The 26,004-nt window shown below is 69.1% G+C and carries 25 protein-coding genes; 10 read left to right on the forward strand and 15 right to left on the reverse strand.

The genetic code is table 11. The features are described 5' to 3' along the window. Window positions 1-15: 15 nt before the first annotated feature. The 3 genes from fahA to AC3ERS_RS28580 all read right to left on the reverse strand — a co-directional run bounded on the left by fahA (window position 16) and on the right by AC3ERS_RS28580 (window position 3,318). Window positions 16-1,215, reverse strand: coding sequence for a fumarylacetoacetase (gene fahA / locus AC3ERS_RS28570; RefSeq protein WP_431971197.1), 1,200 nt, complete (start codon window positions 1,213-1,215; stop codon window positions 16-18). 14 nt (window positions 1,216-1,229) lie between these two features. Beyond that, complete coding sequence (locus tag AC3ERS_RS28575) at window positions 1,230-2,426, reverse strand: homogentisate 1,2-dioxygenase (protein WP_431971198.1); 1,197 nt, start codon at window positions 2,424-2,426, stop codon at window positions 1,230-1,232. Between the two features lie 265 nt (window positions 2,427-2,691). Then, window positions 2,692-3,318 carry a TetR/AcrR family transcriptional regulator gene (locus tag AC3ERS_RS28580; RefSeq protein ID WP_431971199.1) on the reverse strand — a complete coding sequence of 209 codons (627 nt, stop codon included), beginning with the start codon at window positions 3,316-3,318 and terminating at the stop codon, window positions 2,692-2,694. Window positions 3,319-3,468: 150 nt separating this feature from the next. Between AC3ERS_RS28580 and AC3ERS_RS28585 the strand changes: the two genes are divergently transcribed. The 3 genes from AC3ERS_RS28585 (at window position 3,469) to AC3ERS_RS28595 (ending at window position 6,836) form a co-directional block, all read left to right on the forward strand. After that, the gene (locus AC3ERS_RS28585; RefSeq protein WP_431971200.1) at window positions 3,469-5,391 is read left to right on the forward strand and encodes an acyl-CoA dehydrogenase family protein; all 1,923 of its coding nucleotides are present in this window, start codon (window positions 3,469-3,471) and stop codon (window positions 5,389-5,391) included. Between the two features lie 67 nt (window positions 5,392-5,458). Further along, window positions 5,459-6,421, forward strand: coding sequence for an oxygenase MpaB family protein (locus AC3ERS_RS28590; protein WP_431971201.1), 963 nt, complete (start codon window positions 5,459-5,461; stop codon window positions 6,419-6,421). A 49-nt stretch (window positions 6,422-6,470) separates the two neighbouring features. Continuing rightward, window positions 6,471-6,836 carry a hypothetical protein gene (locus AC3ERS_RS28595; RefSeq protein ID WP_431971202.1) on the forward strand — a complete coding sequence of 122 codons (366 nt, stop codon included), beginning with the start codon at window positions 6,471-6,473 and terminating at the stop codon, window positions 6,834-6,836. A gap of 65 nt (window positions 6,837-6,901) precedes the next feature. Here the strand turns inward: AC3ERS_RS28595 and AC3ERS_RS28600 are convergent, their stop codons facing one another. Genes AC3ERS_RS28600 through AC3ERS_RS28610 form a run of 3 tightly spaced genes read right to left on the reverse strand, consistent with a single transcriptional unit; the run spans window position 6,902 to window position 9,318 of the window. Continuing rightward, window positions 6,902-7,732, reverse strand: coding sequence for an exodeoxyribonuclease III (locus AC3ERS_RS28600; RefSeq protein WP_431971203.1), 831 nt, complete (start codon window positions 7,730-7,732; stop codon window positions 6,902-6,904). A gap of 28 nt (window positions 7,733-7,760) precedes the next feature. Beyond that, on the reverse strand, window positions 7,761-8,738 hold the full coding sequence (locus tag AC3ERS_RS28605; RefSeq protein WP_431971204.1) for an N-acetylglutamate synthase, CG3035 family: 978 nt from the start codon (window positions 8,736-8,738) through the stop codon (window positions 7,761-7,763). After that, window positions 8,728-9,318 (reverse strand): peptide deformylase, encoded by a 591-nt coding sequence (locus AC3ERS_RS28610; RefSeq protein WP_431971205.1) that lies wholly within the window; start codon window positions 9,316-9,318, stop codon window positions 8,728-8,730. Before AC3ERS_RS28610 ends, AC3ERS_RS28605 begins: the two co-directional genes overlap by 11 nt. Before the next feature lie 358 nt (window positions 9,319-9,676). Between AC3ERS_RS28610 and napA the strand changes: the two genes are divergently transcribed. From napA to AC3ERS_RS28645, 7 genes are all read left to right on the forward strand, one after another. Continuing rightward, window positions 9,677-10,021 (forward strand): nucleoid-associated protein NapA, encoded by a 345-nt coding sequence (napA, locus tag AC3ERS_RS28615; RefSeq protein WP_431971206.1) that lies wholly within the window; start codon window positions 9,677-9,679, stop codon window positions 10,019-10,021. Window positions 10,022-10,079: 58 nt separating this feature from the next. After that, window positions 10,080-10,661, forward strand: coding sequence for a LytR C-terminal domain-containing protein (locus AC3ERS_RS28620; protein WP_431971207.1), 582 nt, complete (start codon window positions 10,080-10,082; stop codon window positions 10,659-10,661). 126 nt (window positions 10,662-10,787) lie between these two features. Beyond that, entirely contained in the window at window positions 10,788-11,477 is a 690-nt protein-coding gene (gene sodC, locus AC3ERS_RS28625) for a superoxide dismutase[Cu-Zn] (RefSeq protein WP_431971208.1), read from the forward strand. A gap of 13 nt (window positions 11,478-11,490) precedes the next feature. Next, window positions 11,491-12,633 (forward strand): glutamate--cysteine ligase, encoded by a 1,143-nt coding sequence (locus AC3ERS_RS28630; RefSeq protein WP_431971209.1) that lies wholly within the window; start codon window positions 11,491-11,493, stop codon window positions 12,631-12,633. Between the two features lie 70 nt (window positions 12,634-12,703). Then, window positions 12,704-14,071: a phosphatase PAP2 family protein gene (locus AC3ERS_RS28635; RefSeq protein WP_431971210.1), complete on the forward strand. Its 1,368-nt coding sequence runs from the start codon at window positions 12,704-12,706 to the stop codon at window positions 14,069-14,071. Between the two features lie 124 nt (window positions 14,072-14,195). Continuing rightward, window positions 14,196-15,185 (forward strand): Rpn family recombination-promoting nuclease/putative transposase, encoded by a 990-nt coding sequence (locus AC3ERS_RS28640; protein ID WP_431971211.1) that lies wholly within the window; start codon window positions 14,196-14,198, stop codon window positions 15,183-15,185. 133 nt (window positions 15,186-15,318) lie between these two features. Continuing rightward, a complete protein-coding gene (locus tag AC3ERS_RS28645) occupies window positions 15,319-15,552 on the forward strand; it encodes an RpnC/YadD family protein (RefSeq protein ID WP_431971212.1) in 234 nt (77 codons plus the stop codon). A gap of 139 nt (window positions 15,553-15,691) precedes the next feature. Here the strand turns inward: AC3ERS_RS28645 and mnhG are convergent, their stop codons facing one another. From mnhG to AC3ERS_RS28690, 9 genes are all read right to left on the reverse strand, one after another. Further along, a complete protein-coding gene (gene mnhG / locus AC3ERS_RS28650) occupies window positions 15,692-16,024 on the reverse strand; it encodes a monovalent cation/H(+) antiporter subunit G (RefSeq protein ID WP_431971213.1) in 333 nt (110 codons plus the stop codon). After that, entirely contained in the window at window positions 16,021-16,281 is a 261-nt protein-coding gene (locus AC3ERS_RS28655; protein ID WP_431971214.1) for a monovalent cation/H+ antiporter complex subunit F, read from the reverse strand. The genes mnhG and AC3ERS_RS28655 overlap by 4 nt, the downstream gene beginning before the upstream one ends. Before the next feature lie 4 nt (window positions 16,282-16,285). Next, window positions 16,286-16,858: a Na+/H+ antiporter subunit E gene (locus AC3ERS_RS28660; RefSeq protein WP_431971215.1), complete on the reverse strand. Its 573-nt coding sequence runs from the start codon at window positions 16,856-16,858 to the stop codon at window positions 16,286-16,288. 31 nt (window positions 16,859-16,889) lie between these two features. After that, the gene (locus AC3ERS_RS28665; protein ID WP_431971216.1) at window positions 16,890-18,491 is read right to left on the reverse strand and encodes a Na+/H+ antiporter subunit D; all 1,602 of its coding nucleotides are present in this window, start codon (window positions 18,489-18,491) and stop codon (window positions 16,890-16,892) included. Beyond that, entirely contained in the window at window positions 18,488-18,868 is a 381-nt protein-coding gene (locus AC3ERS_RS28670) for a Na(+)/H(+) antiporter subunit C (RefSeq protein WP_431971217.1), read from the reverse strand. The genes AC3ERS_RS28665 and AC3ERS_RS28670 overlap by 4 nt, the downstream gene beginning before the upstream one ends. Next, a complete protein-coding gene (locus AC3ERS_RS28675) occupies window positions 18,865-21,693 on the reverse strand; it encodes a Na+/H+ antiporter subunit A (protein ID WP_431971218.1) in 2,829 nt (942 codons plus the stop codon). The genes AC3ERS_RS28670 and AC3ERS_RS28675 overlap by 4 nt, the downstream gene beginning before the upstream one ends. Window positions 21,694-21,803: 110 nt before the next feature. Continuing rightward, window positions 21,804-23,117, reverse strand: a complete 1,314-nt coding sequence (locus AC3ERS_RS28680; RefSeq protein WP_431971219.1) for a hypothetical protein — start codon at window positions 23,115-23,117, stop codon at window positions 21,804-21,806. 74 nt (window positions 23,118-23,191) lie between these two features. Continuing rightward, the gene (locus AC3ERS_RS28685; RefSeq protein ID WP_431971220.1) at window positions 23,192-25,438 is read right to left on the reverse strand and encodes an AAA family ATPase; all 2,247 of its coding nucleotides are present in this window, start codon (window positions 25,436-25,438) and stop codon (window positions 23,192-23,194) included. Between the two features lie 126 nt (window positions 25,439-25,564). Then, window positions 25,565-25,996, reverse strand: coding sequence for a hypothetical protein (locus AC3ERS_RS28690; protein ID WP_431971221.1), 432 nt, complete (start codon window positions 25,994-25,996; stop codon window positions 25,565-25,567). Window positions 25,997-26,004 lie beyond the last annotated feature (8 nt).

The following is a 26,004-nucleotide window of genomic DNA, read 5'->3' on the forward strand; positions in this document are numbered from 1 at the left end:
AAGACTCGACTCGAACTATGAGGCGGGACTCGATGCCTCGTGCAATCCCGCGAGGGACCGATCGCGCGCAGGCAGAATCCGCCCGCGCACCTCACCAAGCCCGATGCGGGCACCCCCCGCCGCAGGAGCCGACGCCGTGATCACCACCTCGTCACCGTCCTCCAGAAACGTCCGCAACTCCTCTCCCACCTCAACGGGTTCCTTTCCTCCCCAAGACAATTCGATGAACGACCCGCGTTGCCCGGCCTCCGGGCCGGAAATGGTGCCCGAGGCGAACAGATCGCCGGTGCGAGTCGCCGCGCCGTTGGCGGTCAAATGCGCGAGCATCTGCGCGGGTGACCAGTACATGCGTCCGTACGGCGGGTGGGCGACGGTGTGGCCGTTCCAGCGCACGGTCAGGTCGATGTCCAGCCCCCACGGCTGATCGGCGGTGAGGTAGGGCAGCGGTGGTGGGGACTGTTCCGGTAGCGCTATCCGCGCCGAGTCGAGGGCCGCCAGCGGCGTCACCCAGGCCGACAGTGAGGTCGCGAACGATTTGCCGAGGAACGGTCCGAGTGGCTGGTACTCCCAGGCTTGAATGTCGCGGGCGGACCAGTCGTTGACCAGTGCCACGCCGAACAGGTGGTTCTCGGCTTCGGTGATGTCGATCGGCCTGCCGAGTTCGGAACCGACGCCGAGGACGAAGCCGAGTTCGGCTTCGATGTCCAGCCGTCGTGCAGGTCCGAAATCCGGTGCGCCCGAATCGGTTCTGCGCTGGCCGTGCGGGCGGACGACATCGGTGCCGGAGACCACCACGGTTCCGGCCCTGCCGTGGTAGCCGACGGGCAGGTGCCGCCAATTCGGCAGCAGCGGTTCGGCATCCGGGCGGAAGAGGCGTCCGAGGTTGGAGGCGTGGTCGATGCTCGCGTAGAAGTCGACGTAGTCGCCGACGCGGATCGGCAGCGCCGTCGACACGTTCGCGAGGGAATGCACGGCCTCGGCGGGGATCTCGGAGTCGACCAGTTCGCGCACCCGCTCGCGCACCTCGCGCCAACGTGCGGGCCCCTGCGCCAGGAAGGGATTCAGGTCCGCTGCGGCGAAGGCCGAATCATCCAGCGCCAGAGCGAGATCGACGACATGTTCGCCGAATCGCACACCGACCCGATGTCCGCCGCCGCGCGGCGCGAACACCCCGTAAGGCAGGTTGTCCGAGCCGAACAGCGAATCGTCCGGCACTTCGAGGCGCGTCCTCACTGCGGACCCCGGCCGGACCACGTCCACGCGTAGGCGGGATCCTCGCAGGCCAGCGCGCCCTCGCCGAGTTCGAGCGGGCGGAAGGTGTCCACCATGACGGCCAGTTCGTCGAAGAATTCGATGCCGATGCTGCGCTCGTAGGCGCCGGGCTGCGGTCCGTGCGCGTAGCCGCCGGGATGCACCGACACCGAGCCTTGCGTGATTCCGGAACCCTTGCGCGCCTCGTAATTTCCGCCGCAGTAGAACATGATCTCGTCGGAGTCGACGTTGGAGTGGTAGTACGGCACCGGGATCGACAGCGGGTGGTAGTCGACCTTACGCGGCACGAAATTGCACACCACGAAATTGATCCCCTCGAACGCCTGGTGCACGGGCGGCGGCTGGTGCACGCGCCCGGTGATCGGCTCGAAGTCGGCGATGTTGAACGTGAGCGGGTAGAGGCACCCGTCCCAGCCGACCACGTCGAACGGGTGCGTCGCGTAGATCATGCGAGTGCCGACCACGCGGCCGCTCGCCCGATGCTTCACCAGTACCTCGACGTCGGTATCGGATTCGAGCAGCGGACCGGCCGGGCCGTGCAGGTCTCGCTCGCAGTACGGTGAATTCTCCAGCAGCTGACCGAATTTCGACAGGTAGCGCTTGGGCGGCGTGATGTGGCTCGCGGCCTCGATCGCATACGCGCGCAGCGGTTCCGGACCGGCGGGCAACCAGCGGTGGGTGGTGGCGCGCGGGATGAGGACCTGGTCGCCCTGGCGGACGGGCAGCGTGCCGAAGACGGTCTCGACGGTGGCCTCGCCCGCCTCCACGTACACCAGTTCGTCGCCGATCGCGTTGCGGTACAAGGGCGAGGCGCCTTTGGCCGCGACGTAGGAGATCCGCACGTCGGCGTTGCCGAGCAGCAGCCGCCTGCCGGTCACCGGATCGGTTTCGGCCGCGACGTCGCCGGGAAACAGATCGTGCAGGCGCAGATGCCGGTGGCGCAGTGGGTGGTTCGGCGTCGTCGTCTGGTCCGGCAGCTCCCAGACCGTGGCGTCGACGATGGCGGGCGGTAGGCCGCGGTGATAGAGCAAAGCGGAATCGCCGGAGAAGCCTTCCTCGCCCATCAGCTCCTCGTAGTAGAGCCTGCCGTGCTCGTCGCGGTGCTGGGTGTGCCGCTTCGGCGGCACCGCACCGACCTGCCGATAGAACGCCATGCTCGCACCTCCCGCCAGATCGCTGGTCGGATCAGTCGATCTCCATCGTAGTGAGCCGACGCCTGCGGCGATCGGGAAACGCGCCCCGTACGGAAGCAAATCTGCCGACTTATCGGCCTGTTCGTCGGTATCTCGCCGACGGTCGATCGAGATTGCAGGAGAAATGTCGGACCGACTCTGACCGCGTGGGCTTCGGGCGGACCGCATCCGGCGGCAATCGGGCGTGCCTCACTGCGGTATCGGCGGATTTCGTTCGAACGGCGAGTCAGGCCTGGCGCAGCGCGCGATAGACCGCCGCGCCGACGAACGCGCCGAGCGTCTGCGGCGTCCAGTCGCCCTCGTCGGCCAGCAGCGAACGCACCGCGCCCTCGCCGGCCGAGACCCACTGTTCCACCAGGATCGGCAGCTTCCGTTCGGCGTCCTCGGTGCCCCACGCGCGCAGCGTGGGACGCAGCAGTTCGGTGCACCGCTCGACCGCGAGCTTGCGGCCGCGGCCGAACGAATCCGCCACGGCGGGATCGGGATTGCCGTAGAGCAGCCGCCACGAGTCCGGCCGGGCTGCGGCGATCTCCAGCAGCGTCTGGAAGCCCTCCACGAAGACGGTCTCGCCCGCGTCGACCGCGCGGCGCGGGGTGGCCTCGAGCAACCCCTCGATGAGGTGGCCCTCTTCGCGGCGGATCAGTTCCTGGATGAGTTCGACGCGGTCGGCGAAGCAGGCGTAGATCACCGGCCTGGTGACGTTCATCCGCTCGGCGACGGCGGCGATGGTCACCGACGCGACGCCGTGCTCGACGGCGATGGCCAGCGCCGTGTCGAGCACCTGCGGGCGGCGGCGTTGCGGTCCGAGGTGCCGCGCCCGCTGACGCGGTCGTACGGCTTGCTCGGTACCCATGGGCACCAACATAGCAGCGACCTCCTCCGGTTCTCCCAGGTCGGGCGGCCCTTGCCGGGTTTCCTTCACTGATGAATAATAATGCTACATTCGTGAATGAAGTGGCCCGGTCGGATGCCGGGCGCCGTCCGCACGGCCGAGGAGCCACCGATGACCGAAACCCTGTTCAACCCGAAGACCTGCGAGTTCGCCGAGTTCGATGCCGAGACTCGGCGACTGCTGCGCGCGACCGTCGAGTGGTTCGAGGCGCGCGGCAAGGCGGCGCTGAAGCGGGACGACCGCGACCGCGTCTGGTATTCCGACTTCCTCGACTTCGTCAAGCGCGAGCGGGTCTTCGCGACCTTCCTCACCCCGGCGGCCGAGGCCAACGGCGATCCGAACAAGCGCTGGGATACCGGCCGGATCGCGATGATGAGCAAGATCCTCGGCTTCTACGGCATGTCCTACTGGTACGTCTGGCAGGTAACCATCCTGGGGCTCGGCCCGATCTGGCAGAGCGACAACAAGGCCGCCAAGCAGCGCGCCGCGGCGCTGCTCGACTCCGGCAGCATCTTCGCGTTCGGCCTGTCGGAGAAGGAGCACGGCGCCGACGTGTACTCCACCGACATGGTGCTGAAGCCCAAGCGTGGCGGCGGTTTCACCGCGAACGGCGGTAAGCACTACATCGGCAACGGAAACCTGGCTGGCATGGTCTCGGTGTTCGGCCGTCGCTCGGACAAGCCGATCATCGACAGCGCGCAGGCGCTGAATGCCAAACCGGCGCAGGAGGATTACGAGGGGTATCTCTTCTTCGTCGCGGACAGCAAGCACAAGAACTACAAGCTGCGCCGCAATGTGGTCGACAGTCAGATGTACGTGGCCGCTTTCGATCTGGAGAACTATCCGGTGGCCGAGGAGGACATCCTGCACCGGGGCGAGGCTGCCTTCCACGCCGCGATGAACACCGTCAACGTGGGCAAGTTCAACCTCGGCTTCGGCGCCGTCGGCGCCTGCGAACACGCCTTCTACGAGTCGATCACGCACGCGGAGAACCGAATCCTGTTCGGGCACAGGGTGACCGAGTTTCCGCAAGTGCGCTCGCTGCTGACCGACTCCTACGCGCGGCTGATCGGCATGAAGCTCTACAGCGAGCGCGCCATCGACTACCTGCGCTCCGCGTCCCAGGAAGACCGGCGCTACCTGCTGTTCAACGCGATCGAGAAGATGACCGTGACACGGCAGGGGCAGCGCATCATCGAGGATCTGGCCGACGTGATCGCCGCCCGCGGCTTCGAGAACGACATGTACTTCCCGATGGCCATGCTCGGCCTGTTCGGGCTGCCGCGCCTGGAGGGCACGGTGCACGTGAACATGGCACTGTCGCTGAAGTTCCTGGCCAACTACATGTTCCATCCGTCCGATGCCGGTCTTGCCGCACTGCGCGTTCTGCCCGGCGCAGCTGCCGCGCCCAAGGGCGCGGTGCGGGCGGTGTCCTCGGCGCTGAGCTGGTCGAGCCGCAGGCTCGCCCCGCGAGCGGGCGCGGCGGTGCCCAAGCTGCGCGCGGAACTGGCGGCCGCGTGGTACCCCGAGGTGCCGATCCGCCGCGACGCCGCCGACGACGAATTCCTGTTCCGGCAGGGTCCGAGCGCTGGTCTGGGCCGCATCCGGTTCGCCGACTGGCGCCCGGTGTTCGAGAAGTACGCGCACGTGCCGAACGTGGCGATTTTCCTGGAGCAGGCGCTCGCTTTCCAGACGCTGCTCGCCGCCGCCGCGCCTACCGCCGAGCAGCAGCGCGACGTGGACTTCCTGTTCGCGATCGGTGAGCTGTTCACGGCGATCCCGTACGCGCAGCTGATTCTCGAACAGGCCGCGATCGAGGGGACCGACGCCGCCGTGCTCGACCAGCTCTTCGACGTCTTCGTGCGGGAGTTCGCCAAGAACGCGCTCGCTCTGCACAGCAAGCCGAACGCGACCAAGGCGCAGCAGGCGAGGGCGCTGGATCTGGTGCGCCGCCCGGCGACCGATGCCGCCCGTTTCGACAAGGTGCTCGCCGAGGCTCGCGCGCACGCGGGCGGCTACGTCATGAACCCGTAGGCCCGATCACCACCGTCATGAAGGAATCTCCGGCAAGCCCGGAACATCGCATGCAAGGGAGCAGACGATGACCGCTACCGCAACGCGTCCGCAATTCGGCGCGCCTGCCCGGACCATCCGGGAGGTCGACTACGGATTCTTCGGACCCGATTCGCCGACCTGGAAGGTGTGGACCGCGCCGACCGCGGTCATCGGCTTCCAGCGCTCGGTGGTCCTCGAGCACTTCGATCCGGCGCTGACCGCGGCGGTCGCCGATGTCGAGGGCATCTACAAGGATCCGACCGGCAGGCTCGACCACACCTTCGCCTACTTCCTCATCGCGGCCGTCGCCGACAGCCGGATGGCCATCGAGGCGTCCGAGCACCTGATGGCGGTGCACGCGCAGGCGACGGGCATCGAGCCGATCACCGGAAAGCGTTACAGCGCAAACAATCCCGCGTCGCAGTTGTGGATCCACGTCACCGGCTGGCATTCGGTGCTCAAGTGCTACGAGGTCTACGGACCTGGCCCGCTCACTCCGGAGGAGGAGCGGCGCTACTGGGCCGAATGCGTGATCGCCGCGGAGTTGCAGACCTGCAAGCCCGCCGACGTGCCTTCCTCGCGCGCGGAGGTCCGCGAGTACTTCGCCGCGGTCCGGCCGACGCTGTGCACTTCCGAACGCGCGCACCGCGGCATGCACTACCTGCTGCACACCCCGCGCGACCGCGGCTTCAAGCTATGGGCGGGCAGCCGGCTGGTCGCACCGGCCGCGATCGCCACGCTGCCCGGCTGGATGCGGTCGACCGGCGGTTTCGATCAACCCGCCCTCGTCGACGCGGCCTACCGGCTGCCGATGCGCGCCGCGATCAAGGTGCTCGGCAACGAGCGGGCGAAGCTCGCCGTGCTCGGCAGCTTCCTCGGCCCGATGACCGCGCGCCTCTACCGCGAACACCTCGCCGCCGGGGTGCCGCAGCACCCGGTCACGGTCACCCCGCAACAGGCCCGCGCACGCTACGGTCGCGCCGCGCGCGGCAAGGCGTCGGCGGGCTGAGGCAGGACCCTGCCCGCTCGCTCACGAAATGTGATGGCAGACACGACACTTGATCTCGGCGGTGGCGGTCCGGTACGACTTGTGGCGTTCGAATCACGTTTGTAGACGTTCGATTCGCCTGGGGGAGATCATTTGCCATGGGGGTCGGGCGTCGCGTTTCGCGGCCGCCGCCGAGCCGATCGCCACCAACCCCGCGGCGCAGAACTCCGACCCGATCCAGAACGGCGCCGCCGCGGGTGCGGGCGTCGGCGCGGTGGTCGGCGCCATCACGGGCCTGCCCGGCATCCTCGCCTTCGGCGTCGGCGCGCTCCTCTCGGTGCCGCTCGGCGCGATCACCGGCGCCATCGGCGGTGCGGTCATCGGCGCTATCGTGGGCGCTGTCGCGCCGGACGTGGTGCCGCAGGTGCTGCCCTGATCGCAACGGGCTGAACAACTCGGCGGCCGCGCGTCGATCCACGGATCGGCGTGCGGCCGCCGCCGTCAGCGGCGCTCTACGGGAATGTCGAATTCGGCGATGACCGGGGCATGATCGCTGGCGCCCTTGCCTTTTCGTTCCTCGCGGTCGACGCTCGCGTCCGTGGTGGCGGCGGCGAGGGCGGGGGAGGCGAGGATGAAATCGATGCGCATGCCTTCTTTGCGCGGGAAGCGCAGCTGGGTGTAGTCCCAGTAGGTGTAGACGCCGGGACCAGGGGCGAAGGGCCGCATGACGTCGGCGAAGCCGGTGTCCACGACGGCGGTGAACGCGTCGCGCTCGGGCTGGGAGGTGTGCGTCTTGCCCTCGAAGAACGCGGGCGACCACACGTCGTCGTCGGTCGGCGCGATGTTCCAGTCGCCGACCAGCGCTATCTTGGCCTGCGGGTCCTCGGTCAGCCAGGCGGCGGCGTTGTCGCGCAGCGTCTCCAGCCATTCGAGTTTGTAGGCGTAATGCGGATCGGTGAGGGCGCGGCCGTTCGGCACATACAGGCTCCAGACCCGCACGCCACCGCAGGTCGCGCCGAGCGCGCGCGATTCGACGACCGGTGTGCTGATGAGGGATTCGCCCGCGTCCTTGTCGAAACCGGGCTGGTCGGTAAAGCCGAGCTCGACGTCCTCCAGGCCGATCCTGGACGCGATCGCGACGCCGTTCCACTGGTTGATGCCCAGATGGGCCACCTCGTAGCCGAGCTCCTCGAAGCGTTCGAACGGGAACTGGTCGTCGCGGCACTTGGTTTCCTGCATGGCGAGCACGTCGATGTCCTGGCGGTCCAGCCAGGCCGCCACCCGGTCGAGACGGGAGCGGATCGAATTGACGTTCCAGGTCGCCAGACGCACGAAAATGCCTTCCTTCTGCGGTCGGGGTCTATTCTCCGCCGTGCGGAGCGGCGTAGCGATAGCCGTGGTGGTCCAGGAAACCGAGGCCGCGATAGAGCTCGAGCGCGCTCGCGTTGTCGGCCGACACCTGGACGTAGGCGTGAGTGGCCCCGCGCTCGTGCCCCCAGCGGATCAGTTCGGCGCACACGAGCGTGGCCAGGCCGTGCCTGCGATGTTCGGCGGCCACCGCGACGCAGGTGAGCCCGATCCAGCGGCGCCCGTCCGGCGCGGTGGTGCACGCGCCCCGTCCTATGGCGATGGGGCTCGGCAGTCCGAGCGAGGCGAAACCGAGCTCGCCCTCGTGCACGGCGGTCAGCACCTCGGTCGACGGCTCCGGAACATGCTGCGCCGCAGGGTCTTCGCCGCGATAGCGATGGAGCCTGAGCCACGCCTCGTCGGGACGCTGCGCGATCCGCACCATCGGCGGGCCTTGCGGCAGTACGAAATTGGTGATGTCGATGCCGAGCACGAGGGTTTCGTTCCAGGTGCGCCAGCCGGGCGGCACCGGTGCGAGCCGATCGGGCAGCAGCAGTTGCAGCGGCAGACCGTGCGCGGTGTACCACTCGCCGATGCGGTGCAGGGTGTCGCTGGAGAGTTCGGCGGGTCGTCCGGATTCTCCCAGCGGCACAGCGGCATTGGCGCGATTGGTGTAGCCGTGCCCGGCGCGCAGCAGCCAGCCGTCGAGCCAGGCGGTCTCGATTCCCGGCCACGCGTCCGCCGCGGCCGCCTCCAGCGCCCTGATCTCCCTGGTCCGAATCGGCCTCGGCCCGATGGCTTTCAGCGCGACCACTCGGTCGGGCGACACCGAGATCACTCGACCGTCGGCGCCGCGCACCGTCGGCGGATCCAGCGAAACCAGTTCGCCGATCACGTCGGTCAGCGGTTGGGGATATCCGGCGGGCAGTTCGTAGCGCATCACCACCCGGCGGCCGAGCGGAATCTGCGCCGGGGCGGGCTCAGTCGTCATGCCCGAAGGGGTCGGGAACGGTACCCGGTACCCAGCTGAGACCCGGTGTGCCCCAACCACTTCGCTTGATCGCCTTCTTCGCGGCGCGGGCGTTGCGGCCGATCAGCACGTCCACGTAGAGGAAGCCGTCGAGGTGGCCCACCTCGTGCTGCAGCATGCGGGCGAAGAAGCCGTTGCCCTCGATCGACACCGGCTCGCCGTGCTCGTCGGTGCCGGTGACCCGCGCCCAGTCGGCCCGGCCGGTCGGGAACTGTTCGCCGGGCACCGACAGGCAGCCCTCTTCGTCGTCGTCGGGGTTCGGCATGGTCTCCGGAATCTCGGAGGTCTCCAGCACGGGGTTGATCACCGCCCCGCGGCGCCGGACGGCCGTGCCGTCGGCGCCGACGTCGGGGCAGTCGTAGACGAACAGGCGTAGCGGCACCCCGACCTGGTTGGCGGCGAGCCCGACGCCGTTGGCGGCGTCCAGGGTCTCGTACATGTCCGAGATCAGCGGGGCCAAGTCCTCCGGTGATTTGGTGACCGGCTCGGTCGGGTTGTGCAGCACGGGGTCACCGACGATCACGATGGGGAGGATTGCCATGGGAAAGAAGCCTACCTGCGCGGCCGAACGCGGAGTCCGTCGATAGCCCTGCATGGGCGAAGGCAGGAGGTACGCCACCTTGCGCTGCCGGACGGAGCCCGTGGATTGCGCTGCGCATGGCCGGAGCGAAGGCGGAGGTACGCCAACTTGCGCTGCCGGACGCAGTCCGTCGATAGCCGTGCGCATGGCCGGAGCGAAGGCGGAGGTACGCCTACCTGCGCACGGCCGGAGGTAGGCCTACCTGGGGGTCGTCAACACGCCGGGACGAAGGGAGAGCATCCCTGTTGGCGCGTGGTTGAATGATCCGCGACGTACAAGCACCATTTTTCGTCTGGTGGTAACTCGGCGAGGGAGCGAGATGGACGGCGCAGCGGCTCGGATCCAGGACAGCCCTTCCGCGAGCGAAGAGACGACGGCGGGCGCTGCGGCCTCGGCCGAGCAGGGCGACGGCAGCGGCCTCAGCCGCCGCGAACACGAGATCCTGGCCTTCGAGCGGCAGTGGTGGAAGTACGCGGGCGCCAAGGAAGAGGCCATCCGTGAACTGTTCGGTATGTCACCGACCCGGTACTACCAGGTGCTCAACGCCGTGGTCGACCGGCAGGAAGCGCTGGCCGTCGATCCGATGCTGGTGAAGCGGCTGCGCAGGCTTCGCGCGAGCAGGCAGAAGGCCAGAGCCGCACGGCGTCTCGGTTTCCAGGTATGACACGTCTTCGGGTCGTGATGCAGGCAGCGGCGCCCGATGAGCGACTAGGGTCGACAGCGTGAGTCAAACCAATCCCACCTCCGGCGGGCCGCCGTTGCGCGCGCTGGCGATGGTGTTGATCGCGCTGGCCATCGTTTTCGCAGGTCTCGGCGCGATGTCGTTGTCGAGTTCCGATTCCGACGCCACGAACGGCGAGGAGTCGTCGTCGGCCACCGCGGCCCAGCAGGTCACCTCGGCCGCGCCCGCGACGACGGCCGCGCCGACCACGGTGGCGTCGGCCACGGGCGCCCCGACGACGACCGTGGCGTCGACCACGTCGGCCGCCCCGACGACGACCGCGGGCGCGCCCGCGGGGACGGTCGATCGGGCCGTGCCGGTGCGCGTTCTGAACAACAGCCTGGTCGCCGGTCTGGCCGCCCGTACCGCCAACGACTTGTCGGCGAAGGGCTGGACCAACGTCTCGTCGGGTAACTACGCGGGTGGCAACATCGCGAAAACGACTGTGTACTACGGGAATACGGCTGGCGAGCGGGAGGCGGCGATGGTGATCGCCGCGGATCTCGGCGCGACCGCGGAGCCCAAGTCGGCGGGAGTCGGAGACGGGTCTGCGGGTGTCATCGTCATTTTGACGGGTAACTGAAACAAGAGTGCGACGCGCGCGGCCCCTTCGTGGCGCGACACGGCGGTCGTGGCATCATCTTGTCCGGTAACGACAGTGTCCACCCAGCTTTACTCGTAAACTCGGTACTCGTAAAGGAGTTCCCCGATGGCCCCGTCCACAACTCGTCGCCCGTCCTGGCGGACTGTGACCCCGGTGCTTGCGGTCGCGGTCTTCGGCCTCGCTGCCTGCTCGAACAGTCAAGAGTCGAGTGACGTCAAGGGAACGACTCCGCCGGTCTGGACCGGTTCCTCCGCCCCGGCAGAGGGCCAGGGGACCGGGACCGAGCACGGCAGCCCGGCCACCCAGCCCGGCACCAAGGTCGAGCTGAAGGACGCCTCCGGCGGCTCGGTCGCCACCGCGAACATCGCCAAGGACGGCAACCACCTCGTGATCACCGTCGAGGGGCACGGCCTGAAGCCGGGTTTCCACGGTCTGCACTTCCACCAGGTCGGCAAGTGCGAGGCCAACTCGGTGGCGCCCACGGGTGGCGCGGCCGGTGACTTCCTCTCGGCGGGCGGCCACCTCCAGGTAGGCAGCGCCAACGCCCACCCGGCCAGCGGCGACCTGACTTCGCTGCAGGTCCGCTCGGACGGCCAGGGCAAGCTGGTCACCACGACCGACACCGTGACCCTCGACGATCTGAAGAACCGCGCGTTGATCATCCACGCCGATGCCGACAACTTCGGCAACATTCCCAACCGTTACGTCCGTGCCGACGGCGTGGCAGGCCCGGACGACAACACACTGGCGACCGGCGACGCGGGCGGCCGCGTTGCCTGCGGTGTAGTCCAGTAGACAAGGTGTCGATATGGGCGGGGCAATCGAGAAAGTTCCATTTCCAGGTTCGCCCCGGCCGACCATCGGCATCGAATGGGAGGTCGCGCTTGTCGACAAGGTGACGCGCGACCTCTCCAATACCGCGGCGGCGGTCTTCGACTCCGTCGGTGACCTGCGCGCCTGGGACGGCACTCCGCAGGTCACCAAGGAGCTGTTGCGCAACACCGTGGAGATCGTCACCGGCGTGCACGACACCGTCGGCGCCGCGGTGGACGATCTGAGCGGCACGATGGACACGGTGCGCCGCGCCGCCGACCCGCTCGGCGTCGATCTGTTCTGCGCGGGCACCCATCCCTTCGCCCAGTGGTCGGCGCAGCAGCTGACCCGCTCGCCGCACTACGACGAGCTGATCGAGCGCACCCAGTGGTGGGGCCGCCAGATGATGATCTGGGGCGTGCACGTACACGTGGGAGTCTCGCACCGGGAGAAGGTCTTTCCGATCCTGAACTCGCTGCTGCTCACCTACCCGCATCTGCTCGCGCTCTCGGCTTCCTCGCCGATGTGGGCCGGTTCCGACACCGGATACGCGAGCAACCGCACGCTGATGTTCCAGCAGCTGCCCACCGCGGGGCTGCCGTTCCAGTTCGAGAACTGGATGCAGTTCGAGCATTTCGTGCACGACCAGATGCAGACGGGCGTCATCGAGCAGCTGGGCGGCATGCACTGGGACATCAGGCCCGCGCCCAAATGGGGCACCATCGAGGTGCGTATCTGCGACGGCATCTCCACCAGGGCCGAATTGGCCGCGCTCGCCGCGTTCATCCACTGCCTGATCGTGGATTTGGACCGCCGGGTCGAGGAAGGCGAGCATCTCGGATCGCTGCCGCCCTGGCATGTTCAGGAGAACAAGTGGCGGGCCGCGCGTTACGGCCTGGATGCGATCGTCATCACAGACTCCGACAACACCGAGCGGCTCGTCACCGACGACCTGATGGATGTGCTGAACCGGCTGGAACCGACGGCCAAACGGCTCGGCTGCTCCGACGAATTGTCTTATGTCGCCGAAATACCCCAGCGTGGTGCGTCCTATCAGCGCCAGCGCAAGGTGGCCGCGGCGACCCAGGGCGACCTGATCGCGGTGGTGGACGCGCTGGTCAAGGAGCTCGACAAGTAGCGTTTCGCTGCGGCGAGCGGTCGCTTGTCGTTCAGCTGGTCAGGGGGACGGCGTTCATCCCCCGTTTACTATGGTCGACGTGCTTGTCGAAGACCCGGGTTCCAGCGTAGGAAGTGCGGTGCGGCGGTTGAAGATACCGCCGTCCCGGGCCTGGGTGGCAGCGGCCGTCGCAGCGGTGCCCACGCTGCTGATCGTGCTCCAGATCGTGGCCTTTCAGCAGGGTTTCGAGGGTCCACTGGAGAGCGTGTGGCGTGATTACGTGGGCACGCCGAAATCGATGTCGGTGCCGTGGGCCGGGTTGATCCTGGCGCTGGTCGGTATCTCCATGCAGCGCAGGCTCGTCGCGCTCGGTGCGGCGGTGGGCATCGACCTGGTGTGCGCGGGCGGGCGTCTGCTTTCCGGTGACGCGCCGACGGTCGGCAACGGTCCGGTGATCGTGCTCACCGCGTTGGCCCTGATCGCCTGGCTGCGCTGGAACGGCACGGAGCGGCGCAACGCACTGCACGCCGCCGCACTCGGCGCGTTGCTGATCCTGGCCACCAAGGTCGGCGACGTGTGGCTGCACATCACCGTGATGAGCAGCCCGGAGGTGCTGGACGAGTACGTGATGCTGGCCGACCACGCGCTCGGCGATCCGTCCTGGGTGATGGGCCGGGTCGTCGACACGCTCGGCCCGGTGGTCTACGCCGTGCTGCACTGGGTCTACATCGAGCTGCCGGTGGCCGCGATCGTGGTCGCGGTGTGGCAGTTGCGGCGGGTGGTCGATTCGGGGCGGTGGCCGAGCCACTACCTGGTTCGCACCTTCCTGGTGCTCGGGCTGGTCGGACCGATCGTCTACGTGCTCTTCCCAGTGGTCGGGCCGATGTTCGCCTTCGGGGTGGACGGCAACGGGCTCCAGGTCGGCAACTACTGGCCGGGCGTGATCCCGCCGATCGACCGCAATCCCGCCCCGCTGCCCTTCGACGCCGCGACTCCGCGCAACTGCATGCCGTCCATGCACACCGCGTGGGCGCTGTCGGTCTTCCTGCACACCCGCCGCGACGTCGACGGTTCCCGCGCGCCACGCTGGCTGCGCTGGGGCGGCACGTTCTGGCTGCTCGCGACGCTGGCCGCCACTCTCGGCTTCGGCTACCACTACGGCGTCGACCTCGTCGCGGGCGCGGTGTTGTGCATGACTGTGGAATCCGCGCTGCGCGAGCCGGAGCGCGGCTGGGGTTGGTTCCGCATCCGCCTCGTCGCGGGCGGAGCGGCGGTGCTGGCCGTGCTGCTGGTCTCCTACCGCTACCTGGCGGTGCCGATGGCGGAGTACGCGGTGCCCGCGGGGACCATCGTGCTGGCGCTGCTCGCCGGCATGGCTGCGGCGTTCCACGCCACCTGGTTCGCGGGGCAGCGGGAGCAGGTTGTCGTGGTGCTGGAGATCGAGCGGGTCGAGCGCTGATGTTTCGTGCGAGAGTCGAGCCTCGCGGAACCAGGCGATCACTGGGTGTCCGAATTCGCTGATAGCGCAATAGGTCTGTGACCGTTCTGGCGCGAGTCGCCGTGGTGGCGGGTTAGCTTCCGGCGTGGCCGTTTCCCCGTCGAACCCGCATGATGCGTATTTCCGGCACGTCCTCGGCCGACCTGCCGATGCCGCTTCCGAGCTGCGCACAGTCCTACCCGAAGCGGTTGCCGCTCGGGTCGATTGGGACGAACTCGAACTGCAATCGGGCAGCTTCGTGTCCAAACAACTGCGCTCGCGCTACAGCGATCTACTGTTCCGAACCCGCCTGAACGGGCACGACGCCTACATCTACCTGCTGATCGAGCATCAGAGCCGCAGCGACGCGTTCATGCCACTGCGCATGCTGGACTACTTGGTCAACATCTGGAACCACTACCTGCGACAACACCCCGACGCCCGCACCCTGCCAGCAGTGGTCCCACTGGTGGTCCACAGCAACCACACCGGCCGCCCATGGAACGCGCCCACCGAACTGACCGAGCTCATCGATCTCGATCCGACAACCCAGCAGGCGCTGGGCCCCTACCTGCCGCGCTTCCGGTTCTTGCTCGACGACATCGCCGCCCTGGACCTGCCCGCACTGCGCGCCCGCGACCTCACTCCCGCGACCCGCGTGATGCTGGCCCTGCACAAGATCGCACCCGGCAATACCCGCCTGGGCGTCGACCTGCTGGCATTGACCGAGGATCTGCGTGCAATCCTCGACGGCCCCCACGGCACGGATGAACTTCGATGCGTCGCCACGTACATTTACATCGTCGGCGACACCCACGTAGACGACCTCGGACCACTCATCGATCGACTCGGTCCCCGAGCCAAGGAGGCCATCATGACCACCGCCGAACGGCTCCGCGCCGAAGGACACGTCGAAGGACGCGCGGAAGGACGCGCGGAAGGGCGCGTCGAAACCTTGATCGATCTGTTGACCGTGAAGTTCGGGTCGCTACCCGCCGAAGTCATAGAGACCGTCCACGCCGCGGACGCCACCCAGGTGCGAGCCTGGACCAGCCGCATCCTCACCGCCGACACCCTCGAAGACATCCTCGCCTGACCAACACCGGAGCGAGCGGAGACTGTTCGTCGCCGCCGACCTGCCGAATCCATCCGCCGTAAGTACCGAACCCGCCCGCTGACTGCCGGAACCGCTCATCGATCGACTCGGTCCCCGAGCCAAGGAGGCCATCATGACCACCGCCGAACGGCTCCGCGCTGAAGGACACGCCGAAGGCCGCGTCGAAGGGCGCGTCGAAGGGCGCGCGGAAGGGCGCGTCGAAACCTTGATCGATCTGTTGACCGTGAAGTTCGGGTCGCTACCCGCCGAGATCATCGACACTATCCGTGCCACGGACCCGGCGCTGGTACGGACCTGGGCCCTCCGCGTCCTCACCGCCGACGCCTTCAACGACGTCTTCGCCTGACCAACACCGGCGTGAGCGGCGAGGGTTCATCGCCGCAGCCTTCAACGGTGCGGCCGACCTGCCGAATCCATCCTCCGCGAGGAGCGGACCGGCCCGTGGACCGTCGAGAACACCTTCGGCGTGCGCGGCCGGTGCCCTCTCAGTCGAGTTCGTCGCCGAGTTCGTTGACGCGCAGGAGTCCGTCGCGGTGCCGCTGTTCGCGGTAGGCGGTGCGGCCGATGAGGTGCGCGATCACCGGGGCGGTGAGGAGTGTGAACAGGCCTACCAGCGCGAGCAGCCACACATTGCCCTTGCCGCGCAGTTCGATGGCGGCGCCCGCGAGCACCAGGAGCAGCCCGACCACCTGCGGTTTGGTCGCGGCGTGCATGCGGGTGAGGGTGTCGGGGAAGCGGACGATGGCGATCGCGGCGGTGCAGGCCAGCACGGCGCCGCTCAGGATCAGCGCGGCCGTGAGCCACTGCCAGGCCGTCATCGGTCGTCCCTGACGCGGAAGCGGGAGACGGCGGCCGAGCCGAGGAAGCCGACCAGCGCCAGCGCGACGATGGCGGGCAGCACCGTGGTGTCGCCGCTGTAGGCGGCCCACACGGCGAGCCCCGACGCCGCGATGGCCATCAGCGAGTCGATACCGACGACCCGGTCGAGCGTGCTCGGCCCGGCCAGGATGCGGTAGCTGGTGATGACGGCGGCGGCCGCGAGCAGGACGCCCGCGAGCACAGCGACGACAGTCATGCGTTCACCTCCGGTCGGATTTCGGGACGGGCCGCTCGAAGGCTGAGATCAGCAGTCGCTCCAGGCGACGGGTCTGGTGGTAGAACCGCGCCACCGCCGCGTCGCTGCCGACGTCGAGCACGTGCACGTAGACCAGGCAGCGGTTCCGGTCGATCTCCAGCACCATCGTGCCGGGGATCAGGTTCAGCAGATCGGTGGTGAGCACCAGCACCAGATCCGACTTCGTGCTCAGGCCGACTCGCAGCACCCCGGAGACCGGTGGCGGTGCGGGCCGGATCGCGAACCACGCGATCTGCAGGCTGGATTCGAGCGCGTAGTAGGCGCTCACCACCGCGGCCTCCGCCATGGCGAACAGGTTGAGCCGACCGCTCACCGGAATCCGGGGCAGCGGCAGCGCCACCATGATCAGCGCACCCACCACGAGACCGCCCACCAGATTGCCGATGCTCAGATCGCCCCACAGCGCCATGTAGACCGCGGCCAGCCAGAGCAGCACTCCGACGCGGACCACGCTGTCTTTGCCGATCCCTCGCGAGACGGTCTCGTCGAACGGTTCGCGGATATCGTCGTCGCTCATGCCCGCACCTCCGGCATACCCCACGAAATCCTCATCGGTACGCCTCCGGTTCGCCGAGCACCGCGCCGACGTACACCGCGGGATCGTGCAGGTCGGCCGCGGCGCGGTCGGCGATGCCGAGGATCGGTCCCGCCAGCACGGTGAGGCCGAGGCCGACCGCGGCCAGCGCCATGGTCGACAGCAGCATGAGCGGCGGGATACGGCCGGGATCGGTGCGTTCGTCGTAGAGCACGTCGGTCGAATCCTCGATCAGGGTGGGCGGTTTCGCCGCCGCGAGGTGTCCTTCCGGCGCTTCGGTGCGCGGCCGCCAGAACACTTTGACCCAGACCCGCGCGATCGCGTAGAGCGTCAGCAGGCTGGTGACCACCGCGCCCCCGACCAGTACCCAGGCCAGTCCGCTGCCGTCGGACGCGCCGGCCTGGAGCAGCGCGACCTTCCCGATGAACCCCGAAAAGGGCGGTATGCCACCGAGATTCAGCGCGGGCACCAGAAACAGCACGCCGAGCACCGGACTCGCCGCGGCCAGTCCGCCGAGCCTGCGCAGCGAGGTGGATCCGGCTTGTCGCTCGATCAGGCCGACGACGAGGAAAAGGGTGGTCTGCACCAGAATGTGGTGCGCCACATAGAAAACCGCGCCCGCCAGTCCCGCCGTCGTGGCGAGCCCGACACCGAAGATCATGTACCCGATGTGGCTGACCAGGGTGAACGAGAGCAGCCGTCGGATGTCGTGCTGCGCGATCGCGCCGAGGATGCCGACCACCATGGTGAGCAGGCCGCAGATCAGCAGGACGGTGTCGAAACCGCCGTCGGGGAACAGCAGTGTGTGCGTCCGGATGATCGAGTACACACCGACTTTCGTCAGCAAGCCGGCGAAGACGGCGGTCACCGGCGCGGGCGCGGACGGGTAGGAATCGGGCAGCCAGTTCGAGAGCGGGAACACCGCCGCCTTGATGCCGAAGGCTACCAGCAGCACCGCGTAGATCGCCGTGCGCACGCCGTCGGGGGCCGCGCCGAGTCGGACAGCGAGCTGCGCTAGGTTCAGCGTCCCCGTGGTCGCGTAGACCAGGCCGATGCCGGTCAGGAAGATCAGCGACGAGAGCATCGACACCATCACGTACCCCACGCCCGCGCGGATGCGTTCGGTGGTCGCGCCGACGGTCAGCAGCACGAACGACGCGGCGAGCAGCATCTCGAAGCCGACGAACAGGTTGAACAGGTCGCCGGCCAGGAAGGCCGCCGAAACACCCGCTGTCAGAACGAGATACGTGGGGCGGTAGATGGAGGTCGGCTGGCGCTGGTCGCCGTCGCGGATGTTCTGGCCTGCGCCGTAGACCGAGACGGCGAGCAGCACGATGGCCGAGACGAGCAGCATGGCGGCGGAGAGCCGGTCCACCACCAGCGTGATGCCGATGGGGGTTTCCCATCCGCCCACCTGCACGGCGGTGGTGCCGTCTCGATCGGCCAGGTACAGCAGCAGGCCGGTGATGACCACGACCGCGGCGAGCGCCCCCAGGGTGACGGTGCGCTGGATGCGCGGCCGGCGTCCGAACACCAGCGTGGCCGCCGCGCCGAGCAGCGGGACGAGCACCGGCAGCGGCGCCAGCGCGGGTAACAGATGCGGGGAGAGGGTCAATCCTCCGGATCCTCTCGGTCGCGCTGGGCGGCCACCTCCGCGTCGCCCGGATCGTTCTGCACGTCGTCGGTGGTGGTGAGCATGTAGGACCGGTAGGCGAGGGACAGCACGAACGCCGCGAGGCCCATCGTGATGACGATCGCGGTGAGCACCATCGCCTGGGCGAGCGGGTCGGCCATGCCCTCGTGCGCGCCGTCCTCGCCGCCGATGGGTGGCTCGCCGTCCGGGCCGCCGACGGTGAGGATCAGCAGGTTCACCGCGTTGCCGAACAAGATCATGCCGAGCAGCATCTTGGAGATGGCGCGCTCCAGGATCAGGTACACGCCGCAGGCGGTCAGGACGCCGATGAGGACGAGCAGGGTCAGGTTCGCACTCATCCGTTGCCGCCTCGCGGGGCCGGGGCCTGCTCGGTGGTGTCGCCGAGTTCGCTGTCCAGGCGGGCGCCGAGGCTGCGCAGCACGTCGAGGACCAGGCCGACCACGATCAGGTAGACGCCGAGGTCGAAGAACAGCGACGTGACCAGCTTGACGTGTCCGAACAGCGGCAGCGTCACTTCGATGATCGCCGAGGACAGCGGCGGCGCGCCGAGCAGCAGCGAGGTGGCCGCGGTACCCGCCGCCAGCGTGAGCCCGGCGCCGAGCACGTGGCCCGCCTCCAACGGCAGCGCCTCGCCGAGTTCGTAGCGGCCGCCCGCGAGGTAGCGCAGGGTCAGCGCGAGGCCCGCGGTGAGCCCGCCCGCGAAACCGCCGCCGGGGGCGTTGTGGCCCGCGAAGAAGAAGTAGATCGAGAGCACCATGATCGTCGGAAAGAGCAGGCGGGTGGTGATCTGCAGGACCATCGAGCGTTCCCGGCGATCCACCAGCCGTCCCGCGGGCAACCAGCTGACCAGGTCGGGGTTGTAGTTCGGCGCGTCGGCGGCGCGCGGCGCGGCGCCGAAACGCCTGGTGCGGAACACCATCGAGGCGACGCCGGTGGCGGCGACGATGAGCACCGAGATCTCGCCGAGCGTGTCCCACGCCCTGATGTCGACGAGCAGGACGTTGACCGCGTTCTTGCCGCCGCCGAACCGGTAGGCGGCCTCCGGGATGCGGCGCCAGATCGGTTCCGCGCCGCGCGCGGCCGTGGCGAAGGCGGCGAGCACCGCCACGGCCGCGCCCACCGCCGTGGCGAGCATGGCGCGGCGGGCCTTGAACGCGGCGGTCCTGCTCGGCTCGATCTCGGCGGGGAAGGCGCGCAGCACCAGCACGAAGACCACCAGCGTCAGCGTCTCCACGAGGAACTGGGTGAGGGCGAGATCCGGTGCGCCGTGCAGCGCGAAGACGACGCCGCAGCCGTAGCCGGTGACGCCGACCACGAGCACGCTGGCGAGCCGGTTGCGCAGCACGGTGGCCGCGAACGCCATGGCCGCCATGATGCCGGCGATGGCCAGTTGCAGCGGCGAATCCCACAGGCGCAGTTCGATTCCCGTCCTGCTGCCCAGCGCGAGCAGGGTCGAGGGCAGGATGATCGTGGTGCCGAGGATGGTGGCCTGAGTCAGTGGCAGCGAACCGCGCTGCACCGATCCGGTCATCCGCAGTGAGAGCCGGTCCATCGCGCGCAGCGTGGCGTCGTAGGCGCGGTCGGCATTGCCGAGGCGCGGGTGTGCGGTCTCGCCGAATCGGTTGCGCACCAGGAAAAGCGCGGAACCCGCGGCGATGATCAGGACCGACAAAGCCAGCGGCAGGGTGAACCCGTGCCACAGCGCCAGGTGCGAAACGAGTTCTCCCGGAAGCGTTTCCGGGTACCCGCGCAGAACCTCGTCCAGCCACCGCGCACTGACGCCCGCCGCCAGGCTCGCCACGGCCAGCGTGGCGGGCGGCGCGAGAAACAGCCATCCCGGCGCGTGCCACGACGGCTCCTCGTCGAGCGGCCTGTCGCCGAACGCGCCCCAGACGAAGCGGGCGCTGTAACCGACGGTCAGCATGGAACCGAGCACGATCGCCGCGCACAGCGCCGTGCGTACGGGCGCGGCAACGGTGTCGGCGTCCAGGATTGCGGCGAGCGCGCTCTCCTTGCCGACGAAGCCGAGCAGCACCGGAATGCCCGCCATGCTCAGCGCCGCGAGCGCGGCCACGCCGCACAGCACAGGAGCCTGCCGTCCCAGCCCGGACAACTCGCGCAGATCCCGGGTTCCCGCACCGTGATCCACGATCCCGACCACCATGAACAGGCACGCCTTGAACAGCGCGTGCGCCACGATCAGCGTCGTCCCGGCCAGCGCCGCGTCCGGTGTGCCGAGCCCGAGCAGCACGATCAGGAAACCCAGCTGGCTCACGGTGCCGAAGGCGAGCAGCAGCTTCAGATCGGTCACGCGCAACGCGCGAATACCCGCGAGCAGCATGGTCACCGCGCCGAGGACGAGCACCATCGGATGCCACGGCGGGCTGTTCGCGAAAACCGGCGCGAGCCGCGCCACCAGGTACACGCCCGCCTTCACCATGGCCGCGGCGTGCAGATAGGCGCTCACCGGGGTCGGCGCGGCCATCGCGCCCGGAAGCCAGAAGTGCAGCGGCACGATCGCGGACTTGCTGAGCGCGCCGACGAGCAGCAGGGCGACGGCCACCGATACCGCGACGCCGTCCGGCGGGCTCTCCATGGCCAGCAGGTCCGACAGCAGGTAGGTGCCGCTGGTCTGCCCCAGGATGACGATGCCGACCAGCATGGCCAGCCCGCCCGCCCCGGTGACCAGCAGCGCCTGCAAGGCGGCGCGCCTGCTGGTCGCGCGCTCGGCGTGGTGGCCGACCAGGAGGAACGACAGCACCGTCGTCGTCTCCCAGAAGACGTAGAGCAGCAGCATGTTGTCGCTGGTGACCAGACCGAACATGGCTCCAGCGAAGCCGACGAACTGGGCTGCGAACACACCGAGTCTGGGCTCGTCGTCCTCGAAATAGCGGATGCAGTAGAGCAGGATCAGCGTGCCGATGCCGAGCACCAGTGCTGCCATGACGGCCGCGAGCGAATCGAAGCGAAGATCGATGTTCATCGCGATGCCGGGCGCCCAGGTGAGCCGAACCTGCTGCGTGCTATCCCAATTCGCGATCACCCAGCCGAAACCGGCCAGCGGCGGCAGCGCGAGCACCGCGAACGCGTTGCGGCCCAACACCCGTACGCACAGCGGCGCGGCCAGTGCGGCAAGCGCATGCGCGAGCAGGATTACGAGCAAACTGCACTCCGTCAGGTCGTTGCGGGCGGTGGTGCGGGTTCAGCCTACGTGGAGCCAGGGCTTTTCGCGGGGCAGCTCACTATGGCGTCAGCCATGTCGGCGCACGTCGGCTATATGTCCGCTACCTTGTCCCGCGACTCAGGGGGCGCGGGTTTGCGGTAGCTGCGCGGCCGCAGCCGGTACACCAGGAGCAGGGCGGCCGCGCAGCCGAGCACGATCATCAGCGCCACCCGGCCCGGGGTTGCGGCGTCGGCCATGTTGTCCCGCGGCGGCCATGTCTCGTTCTTCACCGGCATGGCGGTGATGATGCTCGGCAGGTAGAGCGCGCCGAGGGCGAGCACGGCGCTGGGGCCGTAGCGGGGCTGGGCAGCGCCGCAGCTGTACCCGGCGGTCAACGCGAGCAGCACCGTCGCGACGGAGTAGTACACGGCGTCGTCGCCGTGCGCGTCGAGGAACGCGAACACGGTGACGCCCAGCAGCGCCAGCAGCGCCAAGAACGGCGACGGCGCGCGGAGACCGGCGAACAGGCCGAGCGCGGTGAGCGCGAGCACCGCGATCACGCTCCACCACGGCCGCGGCGCGTAACCGAGCGCGTCGGCGGTCGCGACCAGACTCACCGCGAGCAGCACGCCGATGCCGTCGCGGCCGGGCAGCAGCATGGCCGCGATCAGCGCGGCGATGATGGTGGCCACGACGGCGATCGCGATCTCCAGCCGGTTGTCGCTCGGGGCGGAGACGTTGTTGTACTGGCCCGCCAGCCATTCGGTGGCCGCGAGGACGATCAGGCCGAGCACGGTCGCCGCGAGGATCGGCGCGATCGGCAGATCGATGGGCACGGTCGAATCGCGCTGCCGTCCGGTCCGGGTGCGATGGCGGGCGATGGCGAGGAACAGCAGCACCACCGAGATGCCGATCATCCAGCGCGGCGGTGTCTCGAGCACCGACCACGGGTCCTGAGCGGGCAGGTCGAGGAAGTCGGCGAGGTCGCCGAAGACGAAGAAGGTCGCCGTGCCGAGCACGTAGCCGATCGCCGGGGCGGGCTTGCGCAGCGCGGCGATGCCCAATGCGCCCAACAGGATTCCGCCGCACACCGAGTCGATGTAGTTCTGCGTGGTGAGCAGGTCGGCGGAGGAGACATTGCGGCCGGCGAAGTGGTTGACGAAGAGGCCGAGCGCGGCGCCGAACGCCACGATCCATCCGGTGAGCGGCTTGGCGAAGGTGGCGATCAGCACCGCGACGGTGACCGCGACGACCATGCCGATCGTCGCGCCGCGCGGGGCGCTGTTGATCAGGCTGGCGATCCGGTACGGGGTGCTCTGCGCGGTCCAGCTGAAGGTGATCGGCAGGAACAGCGCGATTCCCGCGACCGCGGCCCCGAGGAAGGCCGTGACCACGTCGACTCCGTCGCCGATCCATCGCCGCACTTGGGCAACATACCCGCGCCGCGGCGTCGAACCGGTGATTGCCGACGGATAGCCTTCTGCATGTCGAACGTCGGTCAGCTGCGGTTTTCCGCGTAGCGGCGGAGGGCTTCGACCTGCTCCGGGTCCAGCGAAGGACGCACCACCGCGCGGGCGGCGGCGAGATCCGCAGCGGTGACGTCGGCGGCGTCCACGTCGCGGCGCATCGCCGCCAGCGCGGCCTCGCGCAGCAGCGCGGCGCAGTCGGCGGCCGAGTAGCCGTCCAGGTCGGCGGCCAGCGCGGTGAGGTCGACGTCGGCGGCCAGCGGTACCGAACGGCCCGCGGTCCGCAGGATCTCCAGCCGCGCCGCGCTGTCCGGCGGCGGGACGAACACCAGCCGCTCCAGCCGTCCGGGCCGCAGTAGCGCGGGATCGATCAGCTCGGGCCGGTTCGTCGCGCCGAGCACCACCACGTCGCGCAGCGGCTCCACCCCGTCGAGTTCGGTGAGCAGCGCGGCGACCACCCGGTCGCCGACACCGGAATCGGTGCTCTGCCCGCGCCGCGGCGCGAGCGCGTCCACCTCGTCGAGGAAGATCAGCGACGGTGCGGAATCCCTTGCCCGCTGGAACAATTCGCGGACCGCGCGCTCGGAAGCGCCGACCCACTTGTCCAACAGTTCCGCGCCCTTGACCACGTGCACGCTGAGCTGGCCCGAGCCTGCCAAGGCGCGCACCAGGAACGTCTTGCCGCAGCCGGGCGGGCCGTAGAGCAACACGCCGCGCGGCGGTTCGATGCCGAGCCTGGCGAAGGAATCCGGATGGCGCAGCGGCCAGAGCACGGCCTCGGTGAGCGCCTGCTTGGTCTCGACCATGTCGCCGACATCGTCCAAGCCGAGACTGCCGATGGCCAATTCCTCCATGCCGGAACGGGACAGCGGACGGATCACCTCCAGAGCGCCGACCAGGTCTTCCTGGGTCAGGCGCGCGTCGGCCTGTTCCTTGCTGACCCGCGATGCCGCGCGCAGGGCCGCCTCCCGGCACAGCGCCGCGAGATCGGACACCACGAAACCCGGTGTGCGTGCGGCGATCTCGTCGAGTTTCACATCGCCGGTCGGTACCTTGCGCAGTCTTTGCTCCAGCAGCGCCTTGCGTATCGCCGCGGTGGGCAGCGGAAGCGCGAGCTCCCGGTCGCACAGATCCGGCCCGCGCAGCCTCGCGTCCACACCGGCCGGATGCGCCGTCGTCGCAAGGAAAGCCACGGCGGTCTCGGCCATCGCCGCGCGCAACTGGTCCAGAATCAGCGTCGCCACCGGCTCGGGGTCGGCGGGCAGCAGCGCGTCGATATCGGCGATGAGCAGGATGCCGCCCCGACCGGAGCCCACGTCGGCCACCGCGGCAGCCACCTCGCGCAACCGAGCGCCGCCCTCCGCCGCGCCGACCGAGGGCCCGTCCAATTCGACGATGCGCCGCGGGGCGGTCACCGACCGGGCCAGGGTGGCCTTGCCGACGCCGGCGGGCCCGGTGATCAGGACCCCGAGATGCGGTGTGGCGCCGAGGGTTCTGAGCAGCTCGGGTTCGTCGAGCGCGAGGCTGAGCCATTCGGTGAGCTTCGCGGCCTGCGTGTGCACGCCGACGAGTTCCTCGACGGGCACCCGCGGCGGCGCACCGCGCACCAATGTCGCGCCATTGGTGCTCGTGACGGCCGCCAACGCGGCCGCTTCGGTCGCTCCGTGCACCGGGGCCGGGTAACCCGCCGCCGCGCGGTCGGCGGCGTCCAGCGCCGCTACCGCGCCCGCACCCCAGACGACGGCCGTGTTGGGCTGCACGCTCACCGGTCCGCGCACCGGATCGGTGGCCGTGACGGTCAGCAGTTCGGTGGTCCACGCGATGCCGAAGGTGCGCGACAGCGCCTGGCTGGCCGCCGAAGACGGAATGTCCGGCCCCAGATCGCGCGGCAGCAGCGACACCGCGTCACCCACCGTGACGACCTTGCCGAGCAGCGCCTGACGCAGCGTGGCGGCCGGAATGCTGCGGGTGGCGTGCACCGAACCGCTCACCGAGATCTGCTTGGCGCCGAACACGGTTGCCGGGGAGACCACCACCGTCGCGTTCTCGCGCAGGCCCGCGTTCGACAGCGTCACGTCGTCCAGCAGCGCGACGCCCGCCGGTGTGCCCCCGGGCGCGATGCCGATCACCGCCGAGGTACGGCGCGACCCGGCTAGCGTGACCCCGTCCCATTCACGCAGGCCGAGCGCCGTCAAAGCCTCCGGATGCAGGCGGACCACCCCGCGTCGCGCGTCGGCGGCGGACGGATTCAGTCGAGCGGTGAGCGCCAGTTCAGCCACTGTGCCATTCTGCCCGCGTCCGCGCGCGAGTGGGACGAGTCCGCAGGTGAAGTCGTCGGTTCAGCCGGACGACGGCCGTCCGCGGCGCTGCCGCACGGCCGTCGCGACCACGGAGATGGGCCTAGTTCACGCGGGTGCGATGATCCGGGCCGCCACGGCCACCGGCTTGTCGGCGTTGCTCGGCGACAGACACACCAGCTTGGCGGTGCCGAGCGCGACATTCGGGCTGCCAGCGAACTCGCTGTCCGGATTCTCGGCGAGGATCTCCTCGATGACCCGCTTCTCGGCGTCGCTGTCGAGCCCCTTGAACTCACCGCACGTGGTGCGCGAGGCCGGGCCGAGACCGGACGTATCGGCCTGCGTGGTGGCCGCCGCCGCGCTACCGGCCGTGGTCGGCGCCGAAGCGGTCGTGGTCGGCGCGTGCGTCGCGCTGACGCTCGCGCCAGTGGTGCCCTTGCGTAGACCGCTCGCGTCGCTGGACTCGTCCGACCCGCCGCAGCCGGTCGCCGCCAGTGCCACCGCGCCCACGGCCAGGACGATGACGGAAATTCGCTTCATTTGGTGCT

Source organism: Nocardia sp. bgisy134 (assembly GCF_057708325.1).